The organism is Dyella marensis (genome assembly GCF_049532885.1).
GTDB classification, from domain to species: domain Bacteria; phylum Pseudomonadota; class Gammaproteobacteria; order Xanthomonadales; family Rhodanobacteraceae; genus Dyella_D; species Dyella_D marensis.
In genome coordinates, this window is the sequence record NZ_CP064029.1 from 1,530,088 (window position 1) to 1,553,709 (window position 23,622).

Annotated in this window: 43 protein-coding genes; 30 read left to right on the top strand and 13 right to left on the bottom strand. The window is 59.1% G+C overall.

The window, feature by feature from the left end:
- Nucleotides 1-2 precede the first annotated feature (2 nt).
- The 13 genes from ISN75_RS06665 to ISN75_RS06725 form a co-directional block, all read right to left on the bottom strand.
- A complete protein-coding gene (locus tag ISN75_RS06665; protein WP_343819735.1) occupies nt 3-377 on the bottom strand; it encodes a hypothetical protein in 375 nt (124 codons plus the stop codon).
- Nucleotides 377-655 (bottom strand): DUF6948 domain-containing protein, encoded by a 279-nt coding sequence (locus tag ISN75_RS06670; protein ID WP_343819737.1) that lies wholly within the window; start codon nt 653-655, stop codon nt 377-379. The genes ISN75_RS06665 and ISN75_RS06670 overlap by 1 nt, the downstream gene beginning before the upstream one ends.
- Before the next feature lie 207 nt (nt 656-862).
- Nucleotides 863-1,102, bottom strand: a complete 240-nt coding sequence (locus ISN75_RS06675; protein WP_343819738.1) for a hypothetical protein — start codon at nt 1,100-1,102, stop codon at nt 863-865.
- Nucleotides 1,099-1,290: a hypothetical protein gene (locus ISN75_RS06680; protein ID WP_343819740.1), complete on the bottom strand. Its 192-nt coding sequence runs from the start codon at nt 1,288-1,290 to the stop codon at nt 1,099-1,101. Before ISN75_RS06680 ends, ISN75_RS06675 begins: the two co-directional genes overlap by 4 nt.
- Nucleotides 1,277-1,636 (bottom strand): hypothetical protein, encoded by a 360-nt coding sequence (locus ISN75_RS06685; protein WP_343819741.1) that lies wholly within the window; start codon nt 1,634-1,636, stop codon nt 1,277-1,279. Before ISN75_RS06685 ends, ISN75_RS06680 begins: the two co-directional genes overlap by 14 nt.
- Nucleotides 1,637-1,805: 169 nt before the next feature.
- Nucleotides 1,806-2,039 carry a hypothetical protein gene (locus tag ISN75_RS06690; RefSeq protein WP_343819743.1) on the bottom strand — a complete coding sequence of 78 codons (234 nt, stop codon included), beginning with the start codon at nt 2,037-2,039 and terminating at the stop codon, nt 1,806-1,808.
- Entirely contained in the window at nt 2,032-2,283 is a 252-nt protein-coding gene (locus tag ISN75_RS06695) for a hypothetical protein (RefSeq protein ID WP_343819745.1), read from the bottom strand. Before ISN75_RS06695 ends, ISN75_RS06690 begins: the two co-directional genes overlap by 8 nt.
- A complete protein-coding gene (locus tag ISN75_RS06700) occupies nt 2,280-2,564 on the bottom strand; it encodes a hypothetical protein (RefSeq protein WP_343819746.1) in 285 nt (94 codons plus the stop codon). The genes ISN75_RS06695 and ISN75_RS06700 overlap by 4 nt, the downstream gene beginning before the upstream one ends.
- Complete coding sequence (locus ISN75_RS06705; RefSeq protein ID WP_343819747.1) at nt 2,564-2,881, bottom strand: hypothetical protein; 318 nt, start codon at nt 2,879-2,881, stop codon at nt 2,564-2,566. Before ISN75_RS06705 ends, ISN75_RS06700 begins: the two co-directional genes overlap by 1 nt.
- A gap of 3 nt (nt 2,882-2,884) precedes the next feature.
- Nucleotides 2,885-3,250, bottom strand: coding sequence for a hypothetical protein (locus tag ISN75_RS06710; RefSeq protein WP_343819749.1), 366 nt, complete (start codon nt 3,248-3,250; stop codon nt 2,885-2,887).
- A 3-nt stretch (nt 3,251-3,253) separates the two neighbouring features.
- On the bottom strand, nt 3,254-3,427 hold the full coding sequence (locus ISN75_RS06715) for a hypothetical protein (RefSeq protein WP_343819751.1): 174 nt from the start codon (nt 3,425-3,427) through the stop codon (nt 3,254-3,256).
- Nucleotides 3,428-3,562: 135 nt separating this feature from the next.
- Complete coding sequence (locus tag ISN75_RS06720) at nt 3,563-3,862, bottom strand: hypothetical protein (protein WP_343819753.1); 300 nt, start codon at nt 3,860-3,862, stop codon at nt 3,563-3,565.
- Between the two features lie 13 nt (nt 3,863-3,875).
- Nucleotides 3,876-4,592: an XRE family transcriptional regulator gene (locus ISN75_RS06725; protein WP_343819755.1), complete on the bottom strand. Its 717-nt coding sequence runs from the start codon at nt 4,590-4,592 to the stop codon at nt 3,876-3,878.
- Between the two features lie 70 nt (nt 4,593-4,662).
- Between ISN75_RS06725 and ISN75_RS06730 the strand changes: the two genes are divergently transcribed.
- The 30 genes from ISN75_RS06730 to ISN75_RS06875 all read left to right on the top strand — a co-directional run bounded on the left by ISN75_RS06730 (nt 4,663) and on the right by ISN75_RS06875 (nt 23,619).
- Complete coding sequence (locus tag ISN75_RS06730) at nt 4,663-4,887, top strand: helix-turn-helix transcriptional regulator (RefSeq protein WP_343819757.1); 225 nt, start codon at nt 4,663-4,665, stop codon at nt 4,885-4,887.
- A complete protein-coding gene (locus ISN75_RS06735; RefSeq protein ID WP_343819760.1) occupies nt 4,888-5,277 on the top strand; it encodes a hypothetical protein in 390 nt (129 codons plus the stop codon).
- A gap of 145 nt (nt 5,278-5,422) precedes the next feature.
- Nucleotides 5,423-5,698 (top strand): hypothetical protein, encoded by a 276-nt coding sequence (locus ISN75_RS06740; protein WP_343819763.1) that lies wholly within the window; start codon nt 5,423-5,425, stop codon nt 5,696-5,698.
- 223 nt (nt 5,699-5,921) lie between these two features.
- Complete coding sequence (locus tag ISN75_RS06745) at nt 5,922-6,266, top strand: hypothetical protein (protein WP_343819764.1); 345 nt, start codon at nt 5,922-5,924, stop codon at nt 6,264-6,266.
- Nucleotides 6,263-6,817: an HNH endonuclease signature motif containing protein gene (locus ISN75_RS06750; protein ID WP_343819765.1), complete on the top strand. Its 555-nt coding sequence runs from the start codon at nt 6,263-6,265 to the stop codon at nt 6,815-6,817. The genes ISN75_RS06745 and ISN75_RS06750 overlap by 4 nt, the downstream gene beginning before the upstream one ends.
- The gene (locus ISN75_RS06755; protein WP_343819767.1) at nt 6,814-7,638 is read left to right on the top strand and encodes a hypothetical protein; all 825 of its coding nucleotides are present in this window, start codon (nt 6,814-6,816) and stop codon (nt 7,636-7,638) included. Before ISN75_RS06750 ends, ISN75_RS06755 begins: the two co-directional genes overlap by 4 nt.
- Nucleotides 7,559-8,077, top strand: coding sequence for a hypothetical protein (locus tag ISN75_RS06760; RefSeq protein ID WP_343819769.1), 519 nt, complete (start codon nt 7,559-7,561; stop codon nt 8,075-8,077). The genes ISN75_RS06755 and ISN75_RS06760 overlap by 80 nt, the downstream gene beginning before the upstream one ends.
- Nucleotides 8,078-8,269: 192 nt before the next feature.
- Entirely contained in the window at nt 8,270-8,455 is a 186-nt protein-coding gene (locus ISN75_RS06765) for a hypothetical protein (protein ID WP_343819770.1), read from the top strand.
- On the top strand, nt 8,452-8,640 hold the full coding sequence (locus tag ISN75_RS06770; protein WP_343819771.1) for a hypothetical protein: 189 nt from the start codon (nt 8,452-8,454) through the stop codon (nt 8,638-8,640). The genes ISN75_RS06765 and ISN75_RS06770 overlap by 4 nt, the downstream gene beginning before the upstream one ends.
- Before the next feature lie 274 nt (nt 8,641-8,914).
- A complete protein-coding gene (locus tag ISN75_RS06775) occupies nt 8,915-9,142 on the top strand; it encodes a hypothetical protein (protein WP_343819773.1) in 228 nt (75 codons plus the stop codon).
- Nucleotides 9,143-9,165: 23 nt separating this feature from the next.
- Nucleotides 9,166-9,444 carry a nuclease domain-containing protein gene (locus ISN75_RS06780; protein WP_343819855.1) on the top strand — a complete coding sequence of 93 codons (279 nt, stop codon included), beginning with the start codon at nt 9,166-9,168 and terminating at the stop codon, nt 9,442-9,444.
- A 202-nt stretch (nt 9,445-9,646) separates the two neighbouring features.
- Nucleotides 9,647-9,940, top strand: a complete 294-nt coding sequence (locus tag ISN75_RS06785) for a hypothetical protein (RefSeq protein WP_343819774.1) — start codon at nt 9,647-9,649, stop codon at nt 9,938-9,940.
- 44 nt (nt 9,941-9,984) lie between these two features.
- Nucleotides 9,985-10,263, top strand: a complete 279-nt coding sequence (locus tag ISN75_RS06790; protein ID WP_343819776.1) for a hypothetical protein — start codon at nt 9,985-9,987, stop codon at nt 10,261-10,263.
- Nucleotides 10,260-10,469, top strand: coding sequence for a hypothetical protein (locus ISN75_RS06795; RefSeq protein ID WP_343819778.1), 210 nt, complete (start codon nt 10,260-10,262; stop codon nt 10,467-10,469). The genes ISN75_RS06790 and ISN75_RS06795 overlap by 4 nt, the downstream gene beginning before the upstream one ends.
- A 47-nt stretch (nt 10,470-10,516) precedes the next feature.
- Nucleotides 10,517-10,867 (top strand): hypothetical protein, encoded by a 351-nt coding sequence (locus ISN75_RS06800; RefSeq protein ID WP_343819780.1) that lies wholly within the window; start codon nt 10,517-10,519, stop codon nt 10,865-10,867.
- A 97-nt stretch (nt 10,868-10,964) separates the two neighbouring features.
- A complete protein-coding gene (locus tag ISN75_RS06805) occupies nt 10,965-11,207 on the top strand; it encodes a hypothetical protein (RefSeq protein ID WP_343819781.1) in 243 nt (80 codons plus the stop codon).
- Nucleotides 11,208-12,677, top strand: coding sequence for a hypothetical protein (locus ISN75_RS06810; protein ID WP_343819782.1), 1,470 nt, complete (start codon nt 11,208-11,210; stop codon nt 12,675-12,677). It begins immediately after the preceding gene.
- A 78-nt stretch (nt 12,678-12,755) separates the two neighbouring features.
- The gene (locus tag ISN75_RS06815) at nt 12,756-13,055 is read left to right on the top strand and encodes a hypothetical protein (RefSeq protein WP_343819784.1); all 300 of its coding nucleotides are present in this window, start codon (nt 12,756-12,758) and stop codon (nt 13,053-13,055) included.
- Nucleotides 13,055-15,301, top strand: coding sequence for a hypothetical protein (locus ISN75_RS06820; protein WP_343819786.1), 2,247 nt, complete (start codon nt 13,055-13,057; stop codon nt 15,299-15,301). Before ISN75_RS06815 ends, ISN75_RS06820 begins: the two co-directional genes overlap by 1 nt.
- Nucleotides 15,301-15,645 (top strand): zinc ribbon domain-containing protein, encoded by a 345-nt coding sequence (locus ISN75_RS06825; protein ID WP_343819788.1) that lies wholly within the window; start codon nt 15,301-15,303, stop codon nt 15,643-15,645. The genes ISN75_RS06820 and ISN75_RS06825 overlap by 1 nt, the downstream gene beginning before the upstream one ends.
- Entirely contained in the window at nt 15,642-16,673 is a 1,032-nt protein-coding gene (locus tag ISN75_RS06830; RefSeq protein ID WP_343819790.1) for a hypothetical protein, read from the top strand. Before ISN75_RS06825 ends, ISN75_RS06830 begins: the two co-directional genes overlap by 4 nt.
- 21 nt (nt 16,674-16,694) lie before the next feature.
- Nucleotides 16,695-17,684, top strand: coding sequence for a phage major capsid protein (locus ISN75_RS06835; RefSeq protein ID WP_343819792.1), 990 nt, complete (start codon nt 16,695-16,697; stop codon nt 17,682-17,684).
- A gap of 12 nt (nt 17,685-17,696) precedes the next feature.
- Complete coding sequence (locus ISN75_RS06840) at nt 17,697-18,272, top strand: hypothetical protein (protein ID WP_343819794.1); 576 nt, start codon at nt 17,697-17,699, stop codon at nt 18,270-18,272.
- Between the two features lie 57 nt (nt 18,273-18,329).
- On the top strand, nt 18,330-18,959 hold the full coding sequence (locus tag ISN75_RS06845; protein ID WP_343819796.1) for a hypothetical protein: 630 nt from the start codon (nt 18,330-18,332) through the stop codon (nt 18,957-18,959).
- Between the two features lie 13 nt (nt 18,960-18,972).
- On the top strand, nt 18,973-19,329 hold the full coding sequence (locus tag ISN75_RS06850) for a hypothetical protein (protein ID WP_343819797.1): 357 nt from the start codon (nt 18,973-18,975) through the stop codon (nt 19,327-19,329).
- Nucleotides 19,330-19,335: 6 nt separating this feature from the next.
- Nucleotides 19,336-20,325, top strand: coding sequence for a hypothetical protein (locus ISN75_RS06855; RefSeq protein ID WP_343819798.1), 990 nt, complete (start codon nt 19,336-19,338; stop codon nt 20,323-20,325).
- A gap of 1 nt (nt 20,326) precedes the next feature.
- The gene (locus ISN75_RS06860) at nt 20,327-21,853 is read left to right on the top strand and encodes a hypothetical protein (protein ID WP_343819800.1); all 1,527 of its coding nucleotides are present in this window, start codon (nt 20,327-20,329) and stop codon (nt 21,851-21,853) included.
- Nucleotides 21,850-22,305, top strand: coding sequence for a GNAT family protein (locus ISN75_RS06865; RefSeq protein WP_343819802.1), 456 nt, complete (start codon nt 21,850-21,852; stop codon nt 22,303-22,305). The genes ISN75_RS06860 and ISN75_RS06865 overlap by 4 nt, the downstream gene beginning before the upstream one ends.
- Nucleotides 22,271-23,371: a tail fiber domain-containing protein gene (locus ISN75_RS06870; protein WP_343819804.1), complete on the top strand. Its 1,101-nt coding sequence runs from the start codon at nt 22,271-22,273 to the stop codon at nt 23,369-23,371. Before ISN75_RS06865 ends, ISN75_RS06870 begins: the two co-directional genes overlap by 35 nt.
- A complete protein-coding gene (locus ISN75_RS06875) occupies nt 23,368-23,619 on the top strand; it encodes a hypothetical protein (RefSeq protein ID WP_343819806.1) in 252 nt (83 codons plus the stop codon). The genes ISN75_RS06870 and ISN75_RS06875 overlap by 4 nt, the downstream gene beginning before the upstream one ends.
- Nucleotides 23,620-23,622: the final 3 nt, after the last annotated feature.

A 23,622-nucleotide genomic window follows, 5' to 3' on the forward strand; every position in this document is an offset into this window, starting at 1 on the left:
GGTTACTCGCCGTAGCCGTCGCCGTCGCCGTAGCCGTCGCCGTAGCCGTAGCCGTAGCCGTCGCCGTCGCCGTAGCCGTCGCCGTCGCCGTAGCCGTCGCCGTAGCCGTAGCCGTCGCCGTAGCCGTAGCCGTCGCCGTAGCCGTCGCCGTAGCCGTAGCCGTAGCCGTCGCCGTAGCCGTAGCCGTCGCCGTAGCCGTAGCCGTCGCCGTAGCCGTTCGCTGCCTGCTGGATCCACTTCTCGCGCGGGAAATCAGAAGCCTTACAGGCGATCATCCCGCCATGCGTCTCGACGAAATCCTTGACGCCATCAATACACGCGCCGGCCTCCAGCACGTCGATGACGGTCACCTCTGGCCGAAAGACCGGCGCGTCCATCAGGCGTTCTCCCACTTCTCCACAGCGGCCGGCGTCACTTCGAAAACGGCCGTTACCTTGCGGATGTCGACGTCAGCGCGGGCCGAGACTTTGCTGCTGCTGGTCGGGCCAGTCTCCGCCAGCTCGACCAGACCGCGAGTGGTACCAAAGCGAATCGCCATGCGAGCGCGTTCCAGCTTGATCGTGTTGCCACTGGTGTCATCGGCATAGCCGAAGAACACGCCGCGATGCTCGGTGCAGACGATGACGGGACGGGAAGCGGTCTTCTTGGCAGTCATGTTCGTTCCTTGGTTGGTTTGCGCGTGATGCGCGTGGTTAGTCGTTAACAATCCGAATCCGAGGCTTCACTCGCATGCGAGGCTTGCGGTTCCGGTGATGTCCGCCGCCGTAGAACTTCGATGCCCATTCGGCGCGGCGCTGGTCGTTGGATGGCGAGTCACAGCCCACCAAGCTGTTCGGCCTTGTGCGGGTGATGGGGTGGATGGTCATGGCTTTAGCGCCTTCTCATCCTTTTCCATTTCAATGCCGGCAAGCCCAAGTGCATCCGCAAACTTCATGGTGAACTCGGAAGATGGGAGGGAGAACTGGACGTCTCCAAACCAGCGCTTTGATGCCTCATCGGGCGTACGGACCTCCATTGCACCGTGTTCGTCCCGACCAATTTCCAGGCATACACCCTCGCGGTCATTCCAGATACGGCGGATAACTTCGACGGTAGTGCTCACGCCACATCCTCCAAAAAGGCGCCGGCCTCAGCGAGTTCAGCGCAGGGGTTCGCATCCCCCGCATTGGCCGGCATAGAAAGGGACGCCCGATAGGACATGCGCACTTGGCGAAGCATTCGGAGCGATTCGACCTTGACGATGGATTCGCGCTGGTCGGGCGTGTAGTCGGTCAGGTCACAGATGCGCACGACAGGCATCCTCCGCAGCTTCGCGCACAAGGACGGCGCGCTCGTCGATCAGTGGACGCATCGCACGGAACAGGGCCGGTATCGTCATGGACTCATCCGGCGTGACCGGCAGTCCAGCAATCCGCTTCTCGATCACGGGCCATGCGTTCATCAGCAGGACGGAGAGTTCGATCAGCTCGATGTGCCCATTGCCCTTGTGCTGACGGGTCAGCCATGCGGCGTTGTCGGCGAACAGCTCGATGACCTGTGAGGTGTCGCGGTCGATGCGCTCGGCCTCTTCGTCGATTTGAGCGAGCGAAGGCTTGCTATCCGGCACATAGTCGTCAAGGCGGGGGAGGGCGCTCATGAATGGGTCTCTCCGTAGACGATAACGGCGAGAATTCCCGAAAGCAGGAAAAGTGGCGCAATAGATGCCAATAGGTGATGTCCGGATCCCCAGAGGTAAAAGGTTCCAACAACCGCCAAGGCAAATAGAGCCAAGACCACAAAAAGAACGATCCACAGCGCCAAGAAATTCATAGCGCGCCTCCAGCTCGGATCACGGCATGGCGCAGAAGCCATCCTTCTCGTTCCGTGAAATAGAGTCCTGAATTCTTTGGCATCTTTTCGCCAAGCCTTACCACTTCGAATATGTCGGCGATTGCCGCATCTGCATCCCGAAGGTTATTCACCATAACTTCGTCACCATTAGCGCTCATAACGGCAATCAAGCTGGCAATGAGGTGGCGAACGTCGATTGGCTTAGCCATGGCTGGCACCTCGGATATGGCGTATGGCTTCCCTGAGCTGCGCGTTCTCAGTGAGAATCCGACGGACCTCCGGAATGGCGGCAGCAAGATCGCGCCCGGTTTGTCGATCGACCTCAAATTCGCCGGTGTCCAGCATGTCGCAGGCAAGCTGCATCAACGCCAGCACATCGACCTTAGCCGGCTCACCAGAAGCCGCCTCAGCCGCCATCGCCTCGTAGTGCGCGCGGGTCTTGTCGGTGCTCATGCGGCACCTCCGGTGAGGGCGGCGGGCATGATCTCGTCGCGCTTGTAGTCCCACTCGGCGTTCGGCGGAATGACAACGTAAAGTTGATCGACGCTGTCGCGGCCGAGCGGAATGATTCGCGCCATTCCAAGCTTTACGAGTCGATCGGCCGCATCCCGCTTGCGCCGCCCATGTATCGGGCTGCTGTTGCACCATACGGCGTTACCGCGGACTAATTCCCGAAGCAGGTAATCGCAGCACTCGCTGACCAGCACATCCACCTTCTGCGTCTGCGCGCTCATCACACCCACCCCTTCATCCGCATCACCAGAACGAAGCCAGCGAACACCGCGATGACGATCAGGAACGGATAGGAATCGGCCCATGAAGCGGGCTGTTTGTCGCTGCCGATAGCTGCGTCCAGATCAACATCTACCTTGACGCCTCGGCGCTCGTATCGCGCAAACTCTCGGCGCATGGATGGAGGCAAACGGAAATCGTTCGATTTCACATTTGCTCGAAACTCGGACCGGGCCGAACGATGGGCGCACATGTCGGCACGGAAGCGGGCACGGCGGGCGAGGAAGTCGGCGTGGGTGATGGCAGAGCGACGGGTCATGGCTCAAGCCCCCAGCTCGGTGACGGCAAACTGATGCTCGCCTTCAAGGCCATATCCGCCACCCTGCTGAACTGTCCACTGCTCAGTGGTGACATCGACTACGAAGCATCCGGCATCCCCATGCGAGTCGCGCGAGGTGAGAATGTTTTCTGCATTCGATACGCCGAACCCGGTATTGCCGCCATTGCCATCAATAGCAGCGACAACAAGGCGAGCGAAGGCATAGTAAAGATCACCAGGGCGACCCCTCATGACCATCTGCGCGCGCCCGAGGATGTTGGCGACATCACTGCCAGACCAGTGGGTGTACAGAACGGGAGAGAAGGAGCCATCCTTCGTCTTGAGCTGAATCAGAGCGCGGTCACCCATGGCTCAGCCCTCCATACCAAAGCGAAGGGCCAGCATCCGGCGACGGTCATCAGCCGTCATGCGCATGCCGTAGTAGGAGCCGCGGATGGCGAGCTGCGCCTGACGTGCGGTTTCCTGGGAAATCTTGCCGGCCTCGAAGGCGGCGTCGATCAGCTTGGAAGCGGTGGTGATGTTCACGGTGTGCACCCCTGCGGTGGTGATGGGATGCATCCTATGTGTTCAGCGCATATGTGTCAAGCGCATATTCAGGCGTATAGGAAAAATTCCTAGACCACTGGCGCGATCTAAGAATTCTTTGGCTTTAAAGGCTGATTAGACCTTGCAGATGACCATGATCGATCGGTTGGCGCCGGTGGCTCCAAACAGATTGCCATTGCTGGCCGTCACAAACGCCTTGGATTCGCTGGCCTGATTTACGACGTCATAGCCCTTAGGGCATACAGCCGCAGCCTTCTCATAGCAGTCAGTGATATCCCTTGCTGCGCCCGGGCACTTGATGGCGAAACCTTGCTGCCCGCTTGGCATCATCATTGGCTTAGAGGTAACGCAGCCGGAAAGGGCGCCAATGCCAACTAGGCCCATTCCGAGGGCCATTGCACGAATCTTGTCCATAAATCCCCCATTCTTAGGCGGCGATGTGTTCCTCTGCCTTCGCCACTACCACGCCGCAGAAGGTAATGGGCTTGTTGACCGTAAGGGTTGCGTATTGCGGATTCAGGGGGACGAGAAGCTTCATCCCGGCATCCTCAACATACTGCTTGAACGTCGTTTCCGCCTCGTTTTCTAGGCGCGCCACGATAAGCGATCCGCTTTCCCATCGGCGGTGCGGATCCACGATGATGATGGAGCCTTCGGGGAAGGATCGGCGGTCATCCCTAGGATTCGTCATCGAATGACCGTGCACTTCTAGGGCATACGCCAGGCGCCCAACCTTGGCTGACGTCTGGATCATCCGCTTGCCGGTGCCTCGGGCATAGGAATCCACGGCCTCGGCGAAGTTGCCGGCCTCAACCCAGCTAATGAGTGGCACATGCCGCACCCCAAAAGCCTGGGTCAGCTGATAGGCCGTTGCCTCCTCGCTTCCGCTATCCACATCATCAACAATGGCATCAGCCTCAAGCTGCAACACTCCGGGGCGCGTTCCCAAGGCTTTTGCTAGCTCCTCCAAGGAGTCTAGGGTAAGCCCTTGCTTGCCGCTCTCGATCCGCGAGATTGCCGATTGATCCAATGCATCTAGCTTTTCAGCGAGCTGAGGCTGCGTCAGCTTGGCGTCTTGTCGGCGGCGCTTAATCGCAAGGCCAAGAGCTTTATTTCTATCCATATGCATATGGTGCATACGCATATCGCATTGCACCATAGCGCCCGGCACATGCGCTTGACACATACTATGTGTGGGGCGCATAGTGCTAGTCATGCGAACCGATCTCATCGAAGCGCGCCGCGCAGCTGGCCTGACCCAGCAACAGGTTGCCGAGGCCATTGGCAAAGACCAGGGCACTGTATCCCGGTATGAAACCGGAGCTACGCCAGTTGATCGTGATGTAGCAAAGCAACTTGCATCCCTGCTCGGACTCGAAGTCCTGACGGTGATTTTCCCCGAAGAAAAGGCAGAGTCCGAGCAGGGAAGGGCGGCCTAAATGGAAATCGCGAATGTTCATGGCAAAAAAATTTGCCTGAACGGCATTGGCAACGATAGGCAATTCCTGGCAACCGCTGGCAACCGTCCAAAGGACGCACCGCAGAAAGTTCTGCGTCAGGTGGAGACCGAGGCTCAAGCGCTCGCCATCTCAATCCAGGCCAGCACGCACAAGCTGGACTACATCGCTGCCGTCATCGGCAAGTCCAAGGGCTACGTCTCGCGCATGCAGAACGGCGAGCGTCCGATCCCTGAGAAGTTGGTCGGCCCTCTGTGCGCCGCCACGGGCAGCAACCTCCTGCTGCAATTCATCGAGCTACAGGCTGCGCTGAATGAGTTCGACCAGCGCTCGGAAATCAAACGCCTCGCAAAGCTGCTCGGAGCCTATTGATGACGCGATCCGTTTACGCATGGGGGGTTTTGAACCCTAAAGCCGCCGCCGGCCTTCGCTGGCGGATCTTCCGGAGCCGGCGTTCTGCGCGGGATTACCGCAAAGCCAATGGCGGCGAACTGTTCAAGATCGTGAGGACTCGCTAATGAGCGCACACGCAAAGAAACCGCCCATCGGCTTCATCAACAGTCCGAACATCACCGAATACCAGCTGACGAAGCCGCAGCTCAAGCTGTTCGGCTACTTCGATGAGCTGGAGCGATACCAGGCCTTGGCGAACAAGAAGCCGCCGCATGTTCGCCTCAAGCGCGAGGACTACAACGATCTGGACGCTTCCATTCGGAAGCAATCGGACGGCCAGCGAACGCTTGCCCAGGTGAACTACAAGGGCTACGCAATCCTGTCGATGGGGGCTGCATGAGAAAGACTCCATACAATCTCCGCGCTGGCGACCACGTCGAAACTGATTACGACGGCCGGAAGACGGTTCATGTTGTCGTCGCTCGCAAGCTGACGCCCGACTCTCGCTCCGGCGTTTCCTATCGAGTTTCTCCCAGTCCCCGCAAGGCATCGGCTGATGCGTGGCTTGATGCGGCCTGGTTTCGTCATGCCCATGGCTATGGCGGTGATGCGGAGGGCGAGCCATGGTGATTCATAGCTTCGCCGAAGCCGTCGCCAAGCGCGATGCCGGCATTGAGCAGGCCTTGGATGCCGCTGTCCGCCGCGACGACGAATGGGCAGATACGGCCTACGGCTTTCTCTACAACTACGCCCGTATGCACTCCACCTTCGAAGGATGGCATGTCACCCAGGCCGCCGACCGCATGGGCTACGGCTCACCATCTGACTCGCGTGCATGGGGAGGCATCTTCCGCCGTGCCATCCGCGAAGGCGTTATGACCATGGATGGGGTAGGGAAGAACCCGAACCGCCATGCGTCAGTGTGTCCGCGGTATCGGTCGCTCGTGTTCGGCGGGAGTGCGGCGTGAGTTCTTCCGCAAAACGCAAGCAGCTATCTAAGCGCATCCGCTTTGAGGTGTTCAAGCGCGATTCGTTTGCATGCCAATACTGCGGCGCCCATCCTCCAGAGACGGTCCTGCATGTTGATCACATCGTTCCGGTTGCTGACGGCGGCCAGAACGACATGGACAACTTGGTCACCTCATGCGACACCTGCAACCTGGGCAAGGGTGCCATATCGCTACAGAGCGTCCCGGCGTCGCTTGAATCTAGGGCTGCGGATGTGGCCGAACGAGAAGAGCAGATCCGCGGCTATGCCGAGGTCATGGCAGCTAAGCGTGAGCGCATTCATGACCAAGCCTGGGATGTCGCCGACATATTCATCGATCACTTTAGGCTGGATGGTATTCGCAAGGATTGGCTGCAAAGTATCAAGCAGTTCGTAGAGAAAATCGGTGTTGATGAGTGCATTCGAGCCATGGAGATTGCTGTAGCGCGCAAGGCCTATAGCAAAGGTCCGTGCTTCATGTATTTCTGCGGAATCTGCTGGAATATCGTTCGCGAGGGCAGCTCAACATGAGTCGCGCCCGCAACATAAAGCCAGGTTTTTTCAAGAACGAGATTCTTGCCGAATGCGAACCCCTGGCACGAATCCTGTTCTCTGGCCTTTGGTGTGAAGCTGATCGGGCAGGTCGCCTTGAGGACAGGCCGAAGAAGATTAAGGCGGAATGCCTTCCTTATGACGAGTGCGACATCGATAGCTTGTTGAATCAATTGGCATCGAAGTCGTTCATCTTGAGGTATGAGGTTGGTGGAAAGCGGTACATCCAGATTTTGATGTTCGCCAAGCACCAGAACCCTCACAAGAACGAAGCGGCAAGTTCGATACCTGCACCTGAGCCGCACTGTACAAGTACTGTGCAAGTTCCGTCAGACGACGGAAGCACTCCGGCTGATTCCTCTTTCCTGATTCCTGATTCCCCTTCCCAGGAAGATATAGACGCACGCGCGCAACCCTCGGACGCCGGATTAGCTGGTGCTGCAATGCGCAAAGCGGGCTGTTTCACGCTGAACCAAAGCGACCCCGATTTCCTGGAAGCGCTTCGGGAAGGCGTCACGCCTAAGGAGCTAGCCGACGCCGTGACGGCTTCGATTGGTATGGGAATCTCCGGCGCCGGCCTGTTCGTGTATGCCACGAAGGTCGCTCGCACCAATCACGCGAAGGTCGCCACAAAGATCGCCGCTCCCACCGCAAGAGCCGGGCCTTCATCGGCTCCTGGCAAGACGATGACCGCGATCATGGCACTTGAGGGCATGAAAAATGGACTGGATCAAACACGAATTACTGACGGGCTTCCAGAAGCTTCTCACGCTCGGCTTGGAACGACAGCCGGCGGCTGAGGTGATTCCCGGCACAGTGGCTACCTGGTTCGAGACGATCACACATCGCCGCGTGTTCCACGAGGAACGTGATCGACCGCGGTTCCGTGCTTCCTTCATCGACCTTGCTGGCCGCATGAAGCACTGGCCGACGCCACAGGATTTCCTGGAGTCGATGCCTGCCTTTCAGGAGCCTCGGGAGGCGCCGCGACTGGAGTCTGAGGAATCCAAAGCACGCGCCAAAAAGGCGATGGATGAGCTGGGCGAGATGTTACGGATTAAGGAGCCGAAGCAGTACAAGCCGCCGCAGGTTCGCCAGCCTGATGATTTCCCGCGCTGCTGCGAGAAGGGGACAAAGGAGCAGCCTGTGTGCGACGACTGCCGCGCGACTGCTTTAGCTGAGCATGGGCCGGTTACCAAATTCCATAAGGGCGATTCCCATGAAGCCATCTCCCCGTAAGCCGAGGGATCTTCCAGCTGGCGTGCCTTGGCATTTCGCCCAGGCGATTCTGTTCGCCGACTGGTGCGATTTCCAGCGGGAAATCCCGACCTATCAGGCAGTGATGGGTGAGTTTCTGGTCTCTCGTGCAACTGCATACCGGTGGCTAGAGGCCTGGAAGTCGGTCCGTGGAAACCGTATTTCGAGGTCCGTATGACCACCATGTCCAACGCCCGCTATGCCGCCCTTATGGACAACGACGACTTGCCGCTGACGCAGGACGAGAAGGATGCCGGCTGGCACTTCTGCTATGGCGGCTGGGACGGCCTTCTCGTCGGCCCTGGAATGTTGGAATGGGATGGTTGTGAGTGCGGGATCAAGCCGATGGATCCGGTATGAACGACCACTTCCTCAACACGCGCTCCTTCAAGAAAGACGATCCATGGACGCGGTGGATTGCACGCAAGGGAGCTGCCGCAAGTCCGTGGAGCGGCCAGCCTTTCAAGTCAAACGCCATCCGCACGCTGCGCCTGCAAATGATGCGCGATATCGCCGATGGGAAGACGCCTAGGAGGATCAAATGAGTCGGTTCTATGTGGGGCAGAGAGTAGTGCTAGCTCGTCCACGCAATCCAAATAACAAAGGATTGACTGGCACCATTGTTCGTTTTTCCGAATTCCCAAAAGGAACAATGATGCGTGATGGGGCTTGCAGCATCAATTGCGATTGCGTTGTTGATTACGACGCAAGAGGAATGTGTGCGGACCACACGGAGCGCTTAGATCCACTCACAGACTCCTACGACGTCGTGTCATGGAAGGACTGTGCGTGGAAGCCGGAGCATTTGAGGGTTGGGGTATGAGCGGCGAGACCTGGATGGATCTGGCAAAAGAAATCACTGGCCTCGAATCGGAAGAAGACCTAAGCGCCGTGCTTTGGGCTTGTAGCTCATTTCCTTTTGGCGATGAAGAGTCTGTCAGGAAAACGTTGACCGATTCATGCATTGGCGGTGGTGGAACGGTTGCTGGCGCGGTCGCCTTTGCCGAGGCAGAGCTTGACGCAGCTATGAGCCAGCTACAGCCATGAAATCCCCCATCCCCTCCATAGACATGCGGAAGGCGGCTAGGGGTAGGCCGTGCTTGATTAGGCTTCCAGGCTGCGATGGCGGTGGCGAGACGACGTGCCTGTGCCACTACCGCCTATCCGGCTACTCCGGCACTGGCCTTAAGCCACCGGACTCGATGGGTGCGTTTGGCTGCTTTTCGTGCCACGCCATCTGCGACGGGCGCGCCCCCATCCCCGAAGGCTACACCCATGAAACCGTCCGACTCGCCCACGCAGAGGGCTGTCTTCGTACTCAGGCGTTGATTCAAGGAGAGGTGGCGTGAGCGTTTCTCTATTGTCGGAGTATGCGGACTGGAGGGATGGCGCTAGGTATCGGTTCCTATGCGCTAACCCAGATTGGACATTCATCGAGAAGCTTTGCCGGGCAGTAGTTGCTGATTCAGCTATTGACTTCAAGCGTGCACTGGATGAGCAGATCGACAAGTGCATTCGTTCTCAAACTTCGCCAGGTAGCGTTTGACTGACATGCGCTCCAAGAAAGACGCCAACCACAACCCACTCGTTCGCAGGTTTCGAGACTTGGGCTGCACGGTGATGGAGACGGTTAATACGGGGATACCTGGATTCCCGGACCTGGTCGTCGGCACAGTTGGTCGGAATCACCTCGTAGAGCTTAAGAATCCAGAGAGCGCCTACGGCCGCCGCGGCCTCAACGACAACCAGACAGCCTTTGCCCGGGACTGGCGAGGCGAACGCATCTACACCGTCTCATCTGAGGATGAGGTCGTGGCGGTGGTGCAGAACTGGAGAAGGGCATGATCTTCTATCGGCTCGGTGGGCCGAGGTGTCACTAGGAGGGACTTATGAGCAACGAACATCGCAAGACCGACATCGGGTTCACCGTGACCAGCGAGGGGATGATTGACCATCTGGTCGTCCTAGTGGGTGGCTTGCGGATCCTGGCCCCCGTGAAGCTAAGCATGGAGGAGCGAAGCCCTAAGAACTACCCGGCGCCATGCCGTGATGGGGAAGGACATCTCATCTTCGTTCTTCCGGGCGGCGTAGAGGTATCCAGCACCATCGAGCCACGCAAAAGATTTGGTCGACAACGGGTGCAACGCTGTAGGAGCATGGCTGCATGAGCGCCAATGCCTTCACTTCCGATATGCCGACCGAATGCGGGTGGTATTGGGTCAAGCCCGCTTCGGATCAGCCTGCGCAGATCGTGCAGGTGGTGGAGCAACAGTGCACTCCGCCGACGACCAGTGTTCGGGCAGGCTTGGCGACCCAGGGTTACATCCTGACGGGTACTGAGGTTTGGATGGGGCCCGTGACGGTGCCGGCATGAAAGACGTCGTGGATGGATTCTGAGCATTAATTTGGCATGAGGCGCTCATGGATATCCTGATCCGGTCGAATGTGAATGGGAAAAAGCGTGAATGGCGCTTCATCCATTCCTTCAGGCAGGCATATGGCGGCCAATTGGTGATGTGGCGCTCTCTTGACGGGAAAGACCGCAAGATTGTGAGCGCCGGTGAGGTGGATGCTCATCCCAACAACAGGTGGATGGGCTTCCTACGCTGGCCGTTGTACGTGGCGACAAACAACGATGGTGTGCGTTGCGCAATACCCATGCCGGCGACTCATCTCATCAAGTGGAACATCCGGCAGTATCTTGGGCGTCATAGGGATCGGCGCGCTAAAGAGCGCATTTCAGCCATTCTTGCGCAACGCCTTAATAACTGAACTGTCTAGTTTTTGACCATTAACTATGGCGCGCACACCGGGATCACTTAACAAATCCACTGAACAGGTCCGCCGAGCCGTAGCGGAGCTGCTCACGATGTCCGCTCCGAAGATGGCTGGATGGCTCGATAAGGTCGCCAATGGTGATGAGAAGCTAGGCGTTAAGGCCGATCCCGGGAAGGCTGTAGACCTCATCCTTAAGGCCGCCGAGTACCACATCCCCAAGCTTGCCCGCACGGAGCATTCCGGCGAGGTGACGCAGAACCACACGGGCGAGGTAGGCATCCGTCCGCAGCTCACTCGCGAGGAGTGGCTCGCTCTGCATAGCGGTGAGAAGTGAGTGTGGTTCCCTCAGGCCGGTAACCAGCTAGCCGCCTTTGAGGCCGATTGGTGCCCTGAGCTGTTCTACGGGGGCGAGCGGGGCGGCGGGAAGTCTGACTTCCAGATCGGCTACCAGGAAGACGGCGCGCTGCGGTATGGCAAAGCCCACCGCGGCATCATGTTCCGCAAGACCTATCCCGAGATCGAGGAACTTCAGGCCCGCGCGGCTGAGGTGTTTCCTGCGGAGGGCGCGGTCTACAAGAGCCAGCCAAGCGCTGACTATCCTTTCTCGAACTGCTGGTACTGGCCCAGCGGCGCCTCGGTCAAGATGCGCTATATCGAGGCTGAAAAGGACTATGGTCGCTACCACGGCCATTCCTACACCCGGATCAGCTTCGATGAGGTGACGGAGTACGAGACGCCTGCTGGCTTGCTTAAGATGCTATCCACTCTGCGTAGCGCCCATGGCGTTCCGTGCTCGGTGCGGTTGACGGGCAACCCTGGCGGCGTAGGACACATTTGGGTCAAAGGCCGCTATATCGACATCGGGCCGGCCATGAAGCCCTATGTGGACCCGGATAGCGGCATTCTGCGGATGTTCGTTCCATCGCGGTTCTCGGATAACCGCCTTCTGGTCATGAACGATCCCGAGTACCAGCGCCGGATCATCGCGGCCACGGGCGGCAATGAGGCGCTCAAGAAAGCATGGCTTGAGGGTGACTGGAACATCGTGGCCGGTGCGTTCTTCGACTGCTGGAACACGGCCAAGCATGTCATCCGACCCTTCCAGATACCCAGCGATTGGGGGCGTATTCGATCGGGTGACTGGGGCAGCGCCAAGCCTTTCAGCTTCGGTTGGTGGGCTATCGCTGGCGATGACTTCAGCCATCCTGATGGGTTCGTTATTCCCCGTGGCGCCTTGGTCCGATACCGCGAATGGTATGGCGCCAAGGATTCTGCCCGTGAGCCTAACGTGGGCTTGAAGATGACTGCGGAAGAGGTGGGCAAGGAACTAGCCAGGTTGGAGCGCGAAGACGCGGCCATTTCGAACGCCGTGCTCGATCCTGCGGCGTTCTCCGAGGATGGTGGACCGAGCATTGCCGAGCGCATCTATCGCGGCTCAGGCAACAAGATCGGCTTTCGCAAGGCTGACAACCGGCGCGTCAAGACGGTGGGAGCCATGGGCGGATGGGATCAGATGCGCTCCCGCCTTATCGGGGAAGACGGCATCCCGATGCTCTATTGCTTCAACACCTGTCACGATTCGATCCGCACCATCCCGCTGCTCCAGCACGACCGGCTGCGCATCGAGGATATCGATACGGATATGGAAGACCATGCGGCCGACGAATGGCGCTACGCCTGCATGTCCAGGCCGTGGATCAAAAAGACCGAGGCGCAGAGCAAGCCGCGCTTCCTGCATGAGACGACGGCCAACGAAGTGTTCTGGCCTGAGCATACATCGGGCGGAAATCACCGAAGAATTTGACGTTTAGCGCCAGAATTTGGCCGATTTCGGTCAAATCAGTTTCTATGATCGTGAGCGACTTCCATCCGGAACTTCGCGATGATCACCCAGCCTTTCAGTCCTTGCTTCGGCGCAGGCGTCACCATTGCAGCCACGACGACCAGCGCCAACCAGGCGTTTACGGCGGGCGGTCCTCTCCAGAACGTCGCGGTGACGAATGCTGGCACTGCCGTTGCCTTTGTCCGGTTGGGCGTTGGCGCACAGACCGCCACGACTGCGGATATGGCTATTGCGCCGAATGCGACGGTCATCCTCACCAAGGGCTTGGCCGACAACATCGCCGCTATCTGCGCCTCAGGCACGGCCACGATCTACGCCATTCCGGGTGAGGGCCACTAATGGCCGAGCTGGCTGCGGGCGCGGTCTCTCCGGTCCAGGATCCGGCCGATGACGGCCCGGGCAGTGCCGCAGCATATATAAACGAAATCCAGCTCTACGAGCAGCAGGCGCTCAAGTTCGTCAACCGTGGTAAGAAGATCTATCGCCGCTACAAGGACGAGCGCAAGGAGCGTGAGGAGAATCTAGCCCGGTTCAATATCCTCTGGTCGAACACGCAGACCTTGCTTCCATCCTGCTATGCCAAGACGCCCGTGCCCATTGTGGAGCGCCGGTACAAGGACAGTGATCCTGTTGGCCGCGTAGCTTCTGAGGTCATGGAGCGTGCCCTGTGCTATGCCATGGGCTGCACCGACTTTAACGGCATGATCGAGCAGGCCGTCCTCGATTACCTCTTGCCAGGACGTGGCACCGTTTGGGTGCGCTATGAGCCACATATCCGCGATGCACGCGAAAATGGTGGCGATGGCGTACAGGTGACCGACGATGCGGACGAGGCCGACATCAAGGAAGAGGTCTATGACGAAGAGGCCAAGACCGACTACGTCCATTGGCAGGACTTCGGCCACAACGTCTGCCGCACTTGGGACGAGGTCTATCTCGTCTGGCGCAAGGTTTTCCTGACACGCCGCGAGCTGGTCAAGCGCTTCGGGAAGGATGTTGGCGGTCGGATTCCGCTGGACTACACCCCGGAAGGTGTAGGCAAAGAGCAGAGTACGGCGCTCAAGAAGGCCTGCATCTATGAGATGTGGGACAAGCGCGTCGCCAAAGCCATTTGGGTGTCTAAGAGCCACCCGAATGTGCTGGATAGCCGCCCCGATCCGCTGGAGCTTCCTGAGTTCTTCCCTTGCCCCAAGCCGCTGTTTGCCACGCTGGGTACGGATTCCCTGTTCCCGGTGCCGTACTACACGGAATACCAGGACCAAGCGCTTGAGCTGGACAACCTCACGGCGCGCATCGCCTCGCTAACCAAGGCCATCAAGGCGGTCGGCGTCTATGACACCAGCGCTGAGGGCTTGGCGCGGCTGCTTTCCGAGGGTGTCGAGAACCAGATGCTCCCAGTGGCGAATTGGGCCATGTTCGCGGAGAAGGGCGGCCTTAAAGGTGCGGTCGATTGGTTCCCGATGGACCAGATCGCCGAGACGGTGCTTAACCTCTACAAGGCCCGAGACCAGGTCAAGAACGACCTGTACGAAATCTCCGGCATGCCGGACATCATCCGCGGCGTCAGCGACCCGAACGAGACGGCCAAGGCCCAGCACATCAAGGGCCAGTTCGGCTCCATGCGCCTGCGCAAGATGCAGGACGAGGTGCAGCGGTTCTGCCGGGATGTCCTGGTCCGCATGGGCGGCATCATCGCCAAGCAGTTTAGTTGGGAGACGCTTCGTCGCATTTCTGGCGTTCAACTGCTGACGCAGGATGAGAAGGCTGCCTTTGCACAGCAGGCTACGCAAGCTCAGACCATGGCCCAACAGACAGGCCAGCCGCCGCAGCTCGATCAAGACATGCTGGAGCTGATGACGGAACCTTCCTGGGAAGAGGTTGAAGCCCTTCTCAAGGACAACAATGTCCGAGGCTTCCGGATTGATATCGAGACCGATTCTACCATCGGTGACGACGATGAGGCCGAAAAGGCCAAACGGATGGAGTTCATCCAGGCCGCCACCGGATTGATGGGACAGGCCATCACAGCGTCTACCCAAACGCCTGAGCTGGCCGAGCTAGCCATTCACATGGTCATGTTCGGGGTCCGGTCTTTCAAGACAGGGCGCACGCTGGAAGGGCAGATCCAGGATTCCCTTGATCGTCTCAAGCAGGCCATGGCGCAGCCCAAGCCCGATCCGCAGGCCGCTCAGTTGGCGCATGAGCAGCAGATTCAGCAAATGCGCATCGACGCGGACAAGCAGATCGCTCAGAACAAGGTGCAGTCCGACCAGCAGATCGCCGAAATCAAAGCGCGCTATGACGCACAGGCCGAAGCCGCCAAGCAACAGTATCAGGGTATTCAGGCTCAGCAGGAGAACGAGCTTGAGGCTCAGCGCAAGCAGGCCGAACGTGCCGATACGTTTGCCCTGGAGAAGTACAAGATTGATGCGGATATGCAGTTGCAGCAGATGAAGTTAGCTAACGATCTAGCCATCGCCCGCATCAACCAAGAAGGCAAGATCGAATCGGCGCGCGTAACCGCCAGCACAGATGACGGAGCGCAGCAGTTGGCCTATCAGGAAGGCCAGGATGGTGGCGGCTGATGCCCATGTATGACGCCCGTTGTCCCTCCTGCGGCTCCGTGGTCGAGGTGTTCCGCCGCATGGCTGACTGCATGGACATGCCGACTTGCGCCTGTGGCGAACAGATGGTGCGCGTCTTCACGGCGCCCATGATTACGCCGGACATCCAGCCCTATAAGGCCGTCGCCATTGATGCCAGGACCGGGGAGCTTCCGGTCATCGGCTCGCGGCGCGCCCATAACGAATTCCTCAAGCGCAACGACTACTGCGTTGCGGAGACCAGCTCTAAGCCGAGGTCCATTCGGGGCGATTTCGACCTCAAGAAAGACCTCATTTCAGCCACCAAACAGGTGCTTGGCAAATGAATATCGACACCGATCAGCTCAATACGCAGCAGGTTGAGCATCAGGACGCTACCCCTCCTGCCGACGAGCCGAAATCGCTACGCGAGGAGCTTTCCAGCTCGCTCGCCGAGATCAAAGAGCGCGCCCGGGACGATCAGGGCCGGTTTTCGAAGGATCAGAAGCCAGTTGTCGATAAGGTCGCCAAAGATCCCGCCGCCAAGGTAGATGTAACGGCGCCCGAGGAGGTGCCTTTCCCGGCATCCTGGCGCCAGGACATGAAGGACAAATGGGGCAATCTTCCGCCAGAGGTCCGCAAGTACGTCTCGGAGCGTGAGGCGGAAGTCCACAAGGGTTTTACGAAGCTCGATGACGAGCGCGCATTCGGCAAATCGATGCGCGAGACGATCCAGCCTTATATGGCGCTTATCCAATCCGAGGGAGCCAAGCCAGAAGAGGCAGTGAGGTCGCTCCTCAATACGGCCTATATCCTTCGCTCCGGTCAGCCGCATCAGAAGGTGCAGGCGATGCGCGGTGTCATGGATGCCTACGGCATCGACCCGCGAGAACTGTTTGCCACCTACCAAGGAGCGCAGCAGGCGCCGGATCCTCATGTCCAATCCCTGGAATCTCAGCTTCTGGAGCTGAAACAGTGGCGCGAAAATTTGGTTGCGCAGCAAAGTAACCAAGTGCAGGATGATGCAAACCGCCAGGTAGCGGATTTTGCCTCTTCCGCGGAACACCCTCATTTTGAGCGGGTCCGCCCCCGGATGGCGATGCTGATTCAGTCAGGCATGGCGTCCACGATGGATGAGGCATATCAGCAAGCCGTATGGGCGGATGCTGAGCTACGTTCCACGATGCTCGAAGAGCGGCAGAAAGCCGCAGAGCAGGCGAAACGGGCCGAGGCCGATGCGCGAGCAAAGGCCGCAAGGGCAGCAGGTGGCAGTGTGCGCGGTTCACCGGCCATTGGGTCGACGGCAACCGGCGATGCAAACCTGAGCCTTCGAGACGAGCTAAAGGCGCAATTTGCCGAGGCTCGGGGCCAATAACCCGTTTCGAGGAACTCACCCATGGCACTCGTCAACCCGAGTACTACGCTTACCGAAATCGTCACCACCACGCTGCGCAACCGCAGCGGAAAGCTGGCCGACAACGTCACCAAGAACAACGCCCTGCTGAACCGCCTCAAGAAGCGCGGCAAGGTCAAGACCGTTTCTGGCGGTCGCACCATCGTGCAGGAGCTGGAATACGCCGAGAACGGCACGTTCAAGCGTTATTCCGGCTATGAAGCCCTGAACATTTCGCCTAGCGATGTGTTCACTGGCGCCGAGTACAACTATGCGCAGGCAGCGGTAGCGATCTCGATCTCGGGTCTGGAGCAGCTCCAGAACTCTGGCGAGGAAGCGATCATCGACCTGCTGGAATCGCGCATTCAGAACGGCGAGAAGACGCTGGTCAACAACATCGCTCTGGACTGCTACTCCGACGGCTCGGCTGATGGTGGTCGTCAGATCGGCGGTCTGGCACTCCTTGTTTCCGGCACGCCAAGCAGCGGTATCGTGGGCGGTATCGATGCCTCCACCACGGTCGGTGCTTTCTGGCGCAACATTGCTTTCTCCTCAGCCACCAATGGCGGTGCCCCGGCGACGGCGGCGAACATCCAGTCCTACATGAATCAGCTGTACGTGCAGCTGGTGCGTGGCACGGACAAGATCGACCTGATCCCGGCCGACAACAACTACTTCCGCCTGTATCTGGAAAGCCTCCAGGCCATTCAGCGCATCCAGAGCACGGAAATGGCGGAAGCCGGCTTCGACTCGCTCAAGTACATGGGCGCTGATGTGGTGCTGGACGGTGGTTTTGGCGGCGGCGCACCGGCCAACACGATGTACTTCCTCAACACGGATTACATCTACTTCCGTCCCCATGTGGATCGGTTCTTCACACCGCTGGGCGACGACCGTTTCGCCGTCAATCAGGACGCGATGGTCAAGCTGATCGGCTTCGCCGGCAACATGACTGTTTCCAATCGACGCCTCCAGGGCGTCCTCAAGGCCTAAGGAGAGATCGCCATGGCTTTCGTTTCCTACGATACCATCCTGGGCGAAGTGGATCTGTCGATCGTCGACACCGCAGGCCCGGGTCCGTTCACCATCGGTGGCGCGGCTGGCCGCATGTCCGTCTACAACGGCGAACTGCGCGGCTATGACGTGAATCTCGGTGGTGGTGTTTTCGTCTATGCCGCCTTTGGTGCTTCCATCTCCGCCGGCCAGGTGGTGAAGCTCGATCAATCGCTGGTTAGTGGACAGGTCATCAGCACGGCTCAGCTATGGGATGGCACGGCCAATACCGGCCGTGCTTTGGCGGTCGCTGTTGCCAACGGTGTATCGGGGCAATATGGATGGTTTCAGGTCCAGGGCAACGCGATCATCGCCATTTCCGGTGCCGTCAGCGCCAATACGCCTGTCTACTGGCAGGCCAATGGCACCGTGTCCGCTACGGGTGTCGCCGGCAAACAGATGGAGAATGCGCAGTTCGCGACGGCAGGCGCCGTAACGATTGGCTCCGGTACGTCGGCCGTCATTTTGCCCTCCAGCAGGGCGGTGGCGTTCTTGCAGTATCCCGGCGCGCAGGGCGCTATCACCTGATGAACGCGGGGCGGTTTCGGCCGCCCCGCCCCCTTTCCCTCAAGGAAACCCCTACTCATGTTCGATGCACCCAAGGTCGATTTCCACGGTTCACAGACTGTCGCCACGGCCACGCATAGCAGTGACGCGGCTGTGTACGTCGAGTTCTCGATGGAGCCTTTCTATCTGGATGCGAGGAGTCGCGAGGAGGGGCGCCCCATCTATGAGGATCGTCCGTTCATCACCATGATGTTCCCGGGTGACCGAACCAAGAAGATCGCTCGGCATGCCTTCCTGACGCGCGAAGAGGCGGGTAATGGCCCGACTGACCCCGAGCGCTTTCCGCGGCAGTGGGATGCCTTCCAGCGCAATCAGTCCCAGGTCCCCGTTGGCCTTCCGCTCAAGGAATGGCCGCCGCTCAGCAAGTCGCAAGTGCTGGAACTCAATGCCATGGGCATTCCGACCGTTGAAGCTTTGGCGGCCATGCCGGATAGCGGCCTTACCTTCCTTGGCGCCCGCGAACTTCGGACCAAGGCTCAGGCATGGATCGATGCCTCGAAGGGTCATGCGCAGGAATCGGCCCTGATCGCCGAAAACGAACAGCTCAAGGCCCGGCTCGAAGCCCTGGAAAACCAGGTCAAGTTGCTGGGTGACGCCAATCCCGAAAAGCGTGGCCCGGGCCGACCGCCCAAGGCTGCTGCGGCCTGACCTGGAGAAACCTATGGCTATCGGCAAACGACTCACTGGCAGTGGGCTTTCCCCTCTCCAGACAACCAACATCATCGGCGACGTGGATCCAGCCGTCACGGCAGTGGGAACGAATGCTGCGACGGCTTACGCTATCGGCTCGGCCAATACGACTGTGACCACCGCGGCTTCCGGTACCGGCTTGATCCTGCCGGCCGGCGCCTCCCCGTGGGATGAGTACAGCATCGCCAATCGCGGCGCCAATACCATCGCCATCTATCCGCCGACTGGTGGCACGATCAATGGTGGCGCTTCGGCGACGATTGCGACGAATGGTCTTGGCTTCGCCGTTTGCACCTCGGCTGATGGCCTTACCTGGCTGATGAAGTAACGCGCCATGGCGGTCATGGCGCAGACCCCGGGCGGGGCCGTCAATCCCGCCAAAAAGTCACTTCTGGCCCTGGTCACCGCGGCATGCAGTGAACTCGGCCTGGCTGCGCCCAATTCGATCATCGGCAATACCGATCAGCAGGCCATCCAGCTCCTGGCTCTCGCTAACCGCGAGGGTCAGCAGACCTTCCAGGAAGGCACCGATATTGCCGGTTGGCAGATGCTCCGCAAGGAGTACGTGTTCAATATCCAGAGCACGGGACTGATCTCGGCCAATCTTGTTCAGAACTCCAACGTCATCAACTTCAATGTGACGCCGACGACGGCTCCGCAGGTGGGTTGGGTCGTGAGCAATTCCGGCTCAAGCTATGCCGGAGCCTTTCCCTATCCGACCAAGATCACCGCAGTAAACAGCCCTACGCAAGTCGTGGTAAGCAATGTCAGCTCAGTGACCAGCAGCAATACCTCTATTGCGTTCGGTCAGGATACCTATCCCTTTCCTCCCGATGTGGATCACCTGATCCCTCAGACGATGTGGGATCGCTCGTTCCGCTGGCAGTTGCTCGGTCCGCTGAATCCCCAGGAATGGCAGGTCTTGAAGTCGGGCATTAGCCCTACCGGCCCTCGTCGGCGCTTCCGCGTCATTGACGGTAGTTTCGTGGTGGATCCTGTCCCCTACGACAACAATCAGATCGTCTACGAGTACTACAGCAACGCATGGGTGCAGGACGGCATCACGCTTTCGCTCAAGACCTCGTTCCAGGCCGATACCGATATCTATCTCTTGGACGACGACACCATGATTCTCGGAATCATCTGGCGTTTCCGTCGCGCTAAGGGACTGGACTACGACGAGGAATACCAGGCTTGGCGTAATTCGGTCGATCGCTATAAGGCACGGCAAGCCACCGCTCGCAGCCTGCCGATCAATGCAGAGTCGACGGGTATTCGCCTGCTGAACAACATGAACGTGCCGGACACCGGCTTCGGATCGTGACATGCCTAAGAGGCCCGCTCACGCCCAGGTGATGTCGACGGTTTCGGTTCCGGCCCCGGTGGGTGGCCTGAACGCCCGCGACTCGCTGGCATCGATGCCTCCTACCGACGCCTATCTGATGGTGAACTGGTTCCCGACGCCTACGGGGCTACAGGTCCGCGGCGGCTCACTGGATTGGGCAACCGGCATGACGGGTTGGGTTGAAACCGTCATGGTCTATAACGGATACACCTCGCGAAAGATGTTCGCCGCCTGTGGGGGGAATATCTATGACGCCACGTCACAAGGTGCGGTAGGCGCTGCGGTGGTTACGGGGAATACCTCGAATCGCTGGCAGTACGTCAACTTCGGTACGGCTGGCGGTCAGTTCTTGATGGCAGTGAACGGCAATGACCATGGACAGGTGTACAACGGCAGCACTTGGTCCGCAGCGTCCCTAACCGGCGTTGCGGACACCCTTCTCATTTACCCCTTCGTCTTCAAGGGTCGGCTGTACTTCATCCAGCGCGACACGCTTAAGATCTGGTACCTGGCGGCAGGCGCCATTTCTGGTGCGCTATCGGCCTTCGATCTTTCGAGCATCTTCCGCCTTGGCGGTTACTTGGTGGCTGCCTCCTCGTGGAATGTCGATACCGTCGCTGGCCCACAGGACTATCTGGCGCTGGTGTCCTCCGAAGGTGAAGTGGCCGTCTATCAAGGCTTCGACCCTACACAGTCGAGCACATGGTCTCTGGTGGGTACTTTCCGGGTAGGCCGTCCGGTGGGGCGGCGCTGCCTGCAAAAGATCGGCGCCGATTTGATGATCATTTCGGTGGACGGGCTTTATCCGCTATCCGACGCCATGCTGACGGACCGCTCCCAGGAGCAGAAGGCGATCTCGTACAAGATCGAGAACCTCATCAACGCCGATGCGCAGACCTACGGGAACAATTTCGGGTGGCAGGTCGTGCTTTTCCCTGTAGGGAACAAGATCATCGTGAATGTTCCGATGGTCGAAAACGTATCGCAGTACCAGTACGTGATGAACACGATCACTCAGGCCTGGACCGTCTTTAATGGCTGGAATGCAGCCTGCTTTGAGCAGATGGGCGATGCGCTGTTCTACGGCACCAATGGCAAGGTCGTTAAATGCGATGTCGGAAGCGTCGACAATAGCGCGGCCATCATCACGGATCTCGGGCCGGCCTATTCCTACTTCGGTTCCCCGGGCGAGAACAAGCAGTTCACCATGGCTCGCCCCGTGTTTCAGAAGCAGGGTTCCGTAGGTACGTCGGTCATCCTGAATACGGACTTCCGTAACAGCCAACCCACCTCCACGCTGACATTGCCTCCCTCGGCAAATGCCTCTTTTTGGAATGTTTCGCCCTGGAATACGTCGTTTTGGAGCTATGACGGGCAAATTCAGCTGAATTGGCAGACGGTTTTCGGGGTGGGCTATTGCGCTTCGCTGCGTATGAAGACCATTTCCAAGACCAGTGATGCATTGCTGGCAATCGACTATGGATACCAGCGAGGCGGTGTGCTGTGAGGCTGCTTTACGGCGAACCTGAAAGGGTCGCTGCCTGGGTGACGGAGCGCATTCCGGACATGGTGATCGAGGCAGGAACCTACCAAGCCATCGGCATCGTGGACGACTCGGAAAACCTCATCGCGGGCGTGATCTACAACCATTACACCGGCAGCGATATTTCCATGCATGTCGCCGCAGAGCATGGTAGGTTGTGGGCCAAGCCCGAGATTTTGCATGGGCTGTTCGCTTTCCCGTTCAACCAGCTGAATTGTCGCCGCGTAACGGGTTTTGTGGACTCAACCAACCTTCACACCTTGAGCTTCGATCAGAAGCTCGGGTTCCGAATCGAAGGACGGTTGAGGGACGCAACACCTCACGGGGACATGTTCATCCTCGGCATGACTCGCAAAGAGTGCCGATGGCTGGAGACGAAGAATGGGAAAATCGACCAAAACCGTAGCGCCGCCTGATCCCTACGCAACTTCGAATGCGCAGACGCAGTCGAACATTGCGACGGCGAACTACAACGCCGCACTGAATCGCTATAACCAGGTCGGCCCCACGGGCAATGTGACCTGGCAGAACTCGGGCACCTACAACAATCCTCAGTGGACGCAGACGACGACCCTGAGTCCCGAGCAGCAGGCGCTTTACAACTACCAGACGCAGGGTGAGATCAATAAGCAGGGCGTGGGCAATGCCATGCTCCAGAACCTTGCGCCGAACCTCACCAGTCCGATCAATACGAGCGGACTTCCTGGCATTCAGTCACAGGTGGGATCGGGCAATCTGGACGCCATGCGCAAGCAGGCCCAGGACGCCATCTATCAGCGTCAGACCTCCATGCTGGATCCGCAGTACCAGCAGCAGCAGGAACAGCTGAACTCTCAGCTCATCAACCAGGGCATCACCCAGGGTTCGGACGCCTGGAACAACGCGCAAAACAACTTTGCCCGGCAGCGCGATTTCGCCTACGGGCAGGCCCGCGATTCGGCGGTCACGGGTGGCAACGACTACGCGAACCAGCAGTTCCAGCAGGGATTGAGCGGCGCGCAGCTCCAGAACAGCGCCAATGCGCAGGGCTTGCAGCAGCTATTCCAGTTGCGCGAGATGCCGCTGAATGAGCTTTTGGCTCTCCAGGGAGGTAGCCAAGTCTCGATTCCTAGTGCTGCCGGCGCTGGTGGTGCGGAGGCTGCCCCCACCAATGTCATGGGGGCTATCAACAACCAGTATCAGGGTCAGGTCGCCAACGCCAACGCTCAGAACGCGTCCAACAACGCGACTATGTCGACCCTTGGGTCTCTCGGCGCCGCGGCACTTCTGGCCTTCTCGGACCGAGAAGCGAAGAAGGACATTCGCGCCACGGGCGACAAGCTCGGCTCCTATCCGCTGTATTCGTTCCGATACAAGTGGGACGGTGATGGTACGCCCAAGCGTGAGGGCGTCATGGCGCAGGACGTCGAGAAGAAACAGCCCGAGGCGGTCGTCAACACGCCGTTCGGATTCAAGGCCGTCAACTACGGGGCACTGCGATGATCGATATGACCAATCCCTATAACGTCCCGATGATGCCGGGTCAGCAACAGCAGCAGCCTGGTCAGCAGGCTCAGCCCGGTGCACTCGGCCAGACGCCACAGCCTTCGTCTCAGCCCAATGCGGCCATGACCACGCAGCAGCGTATGGCGATTGCGCAGGCCCTTATGGGCCAGATGAACCGGAATCAGGGCGCCGGCCAGATCGCCATGCCGCCCGATCTCAACGGCATCCTCCCGAGCACCTATTGAGGC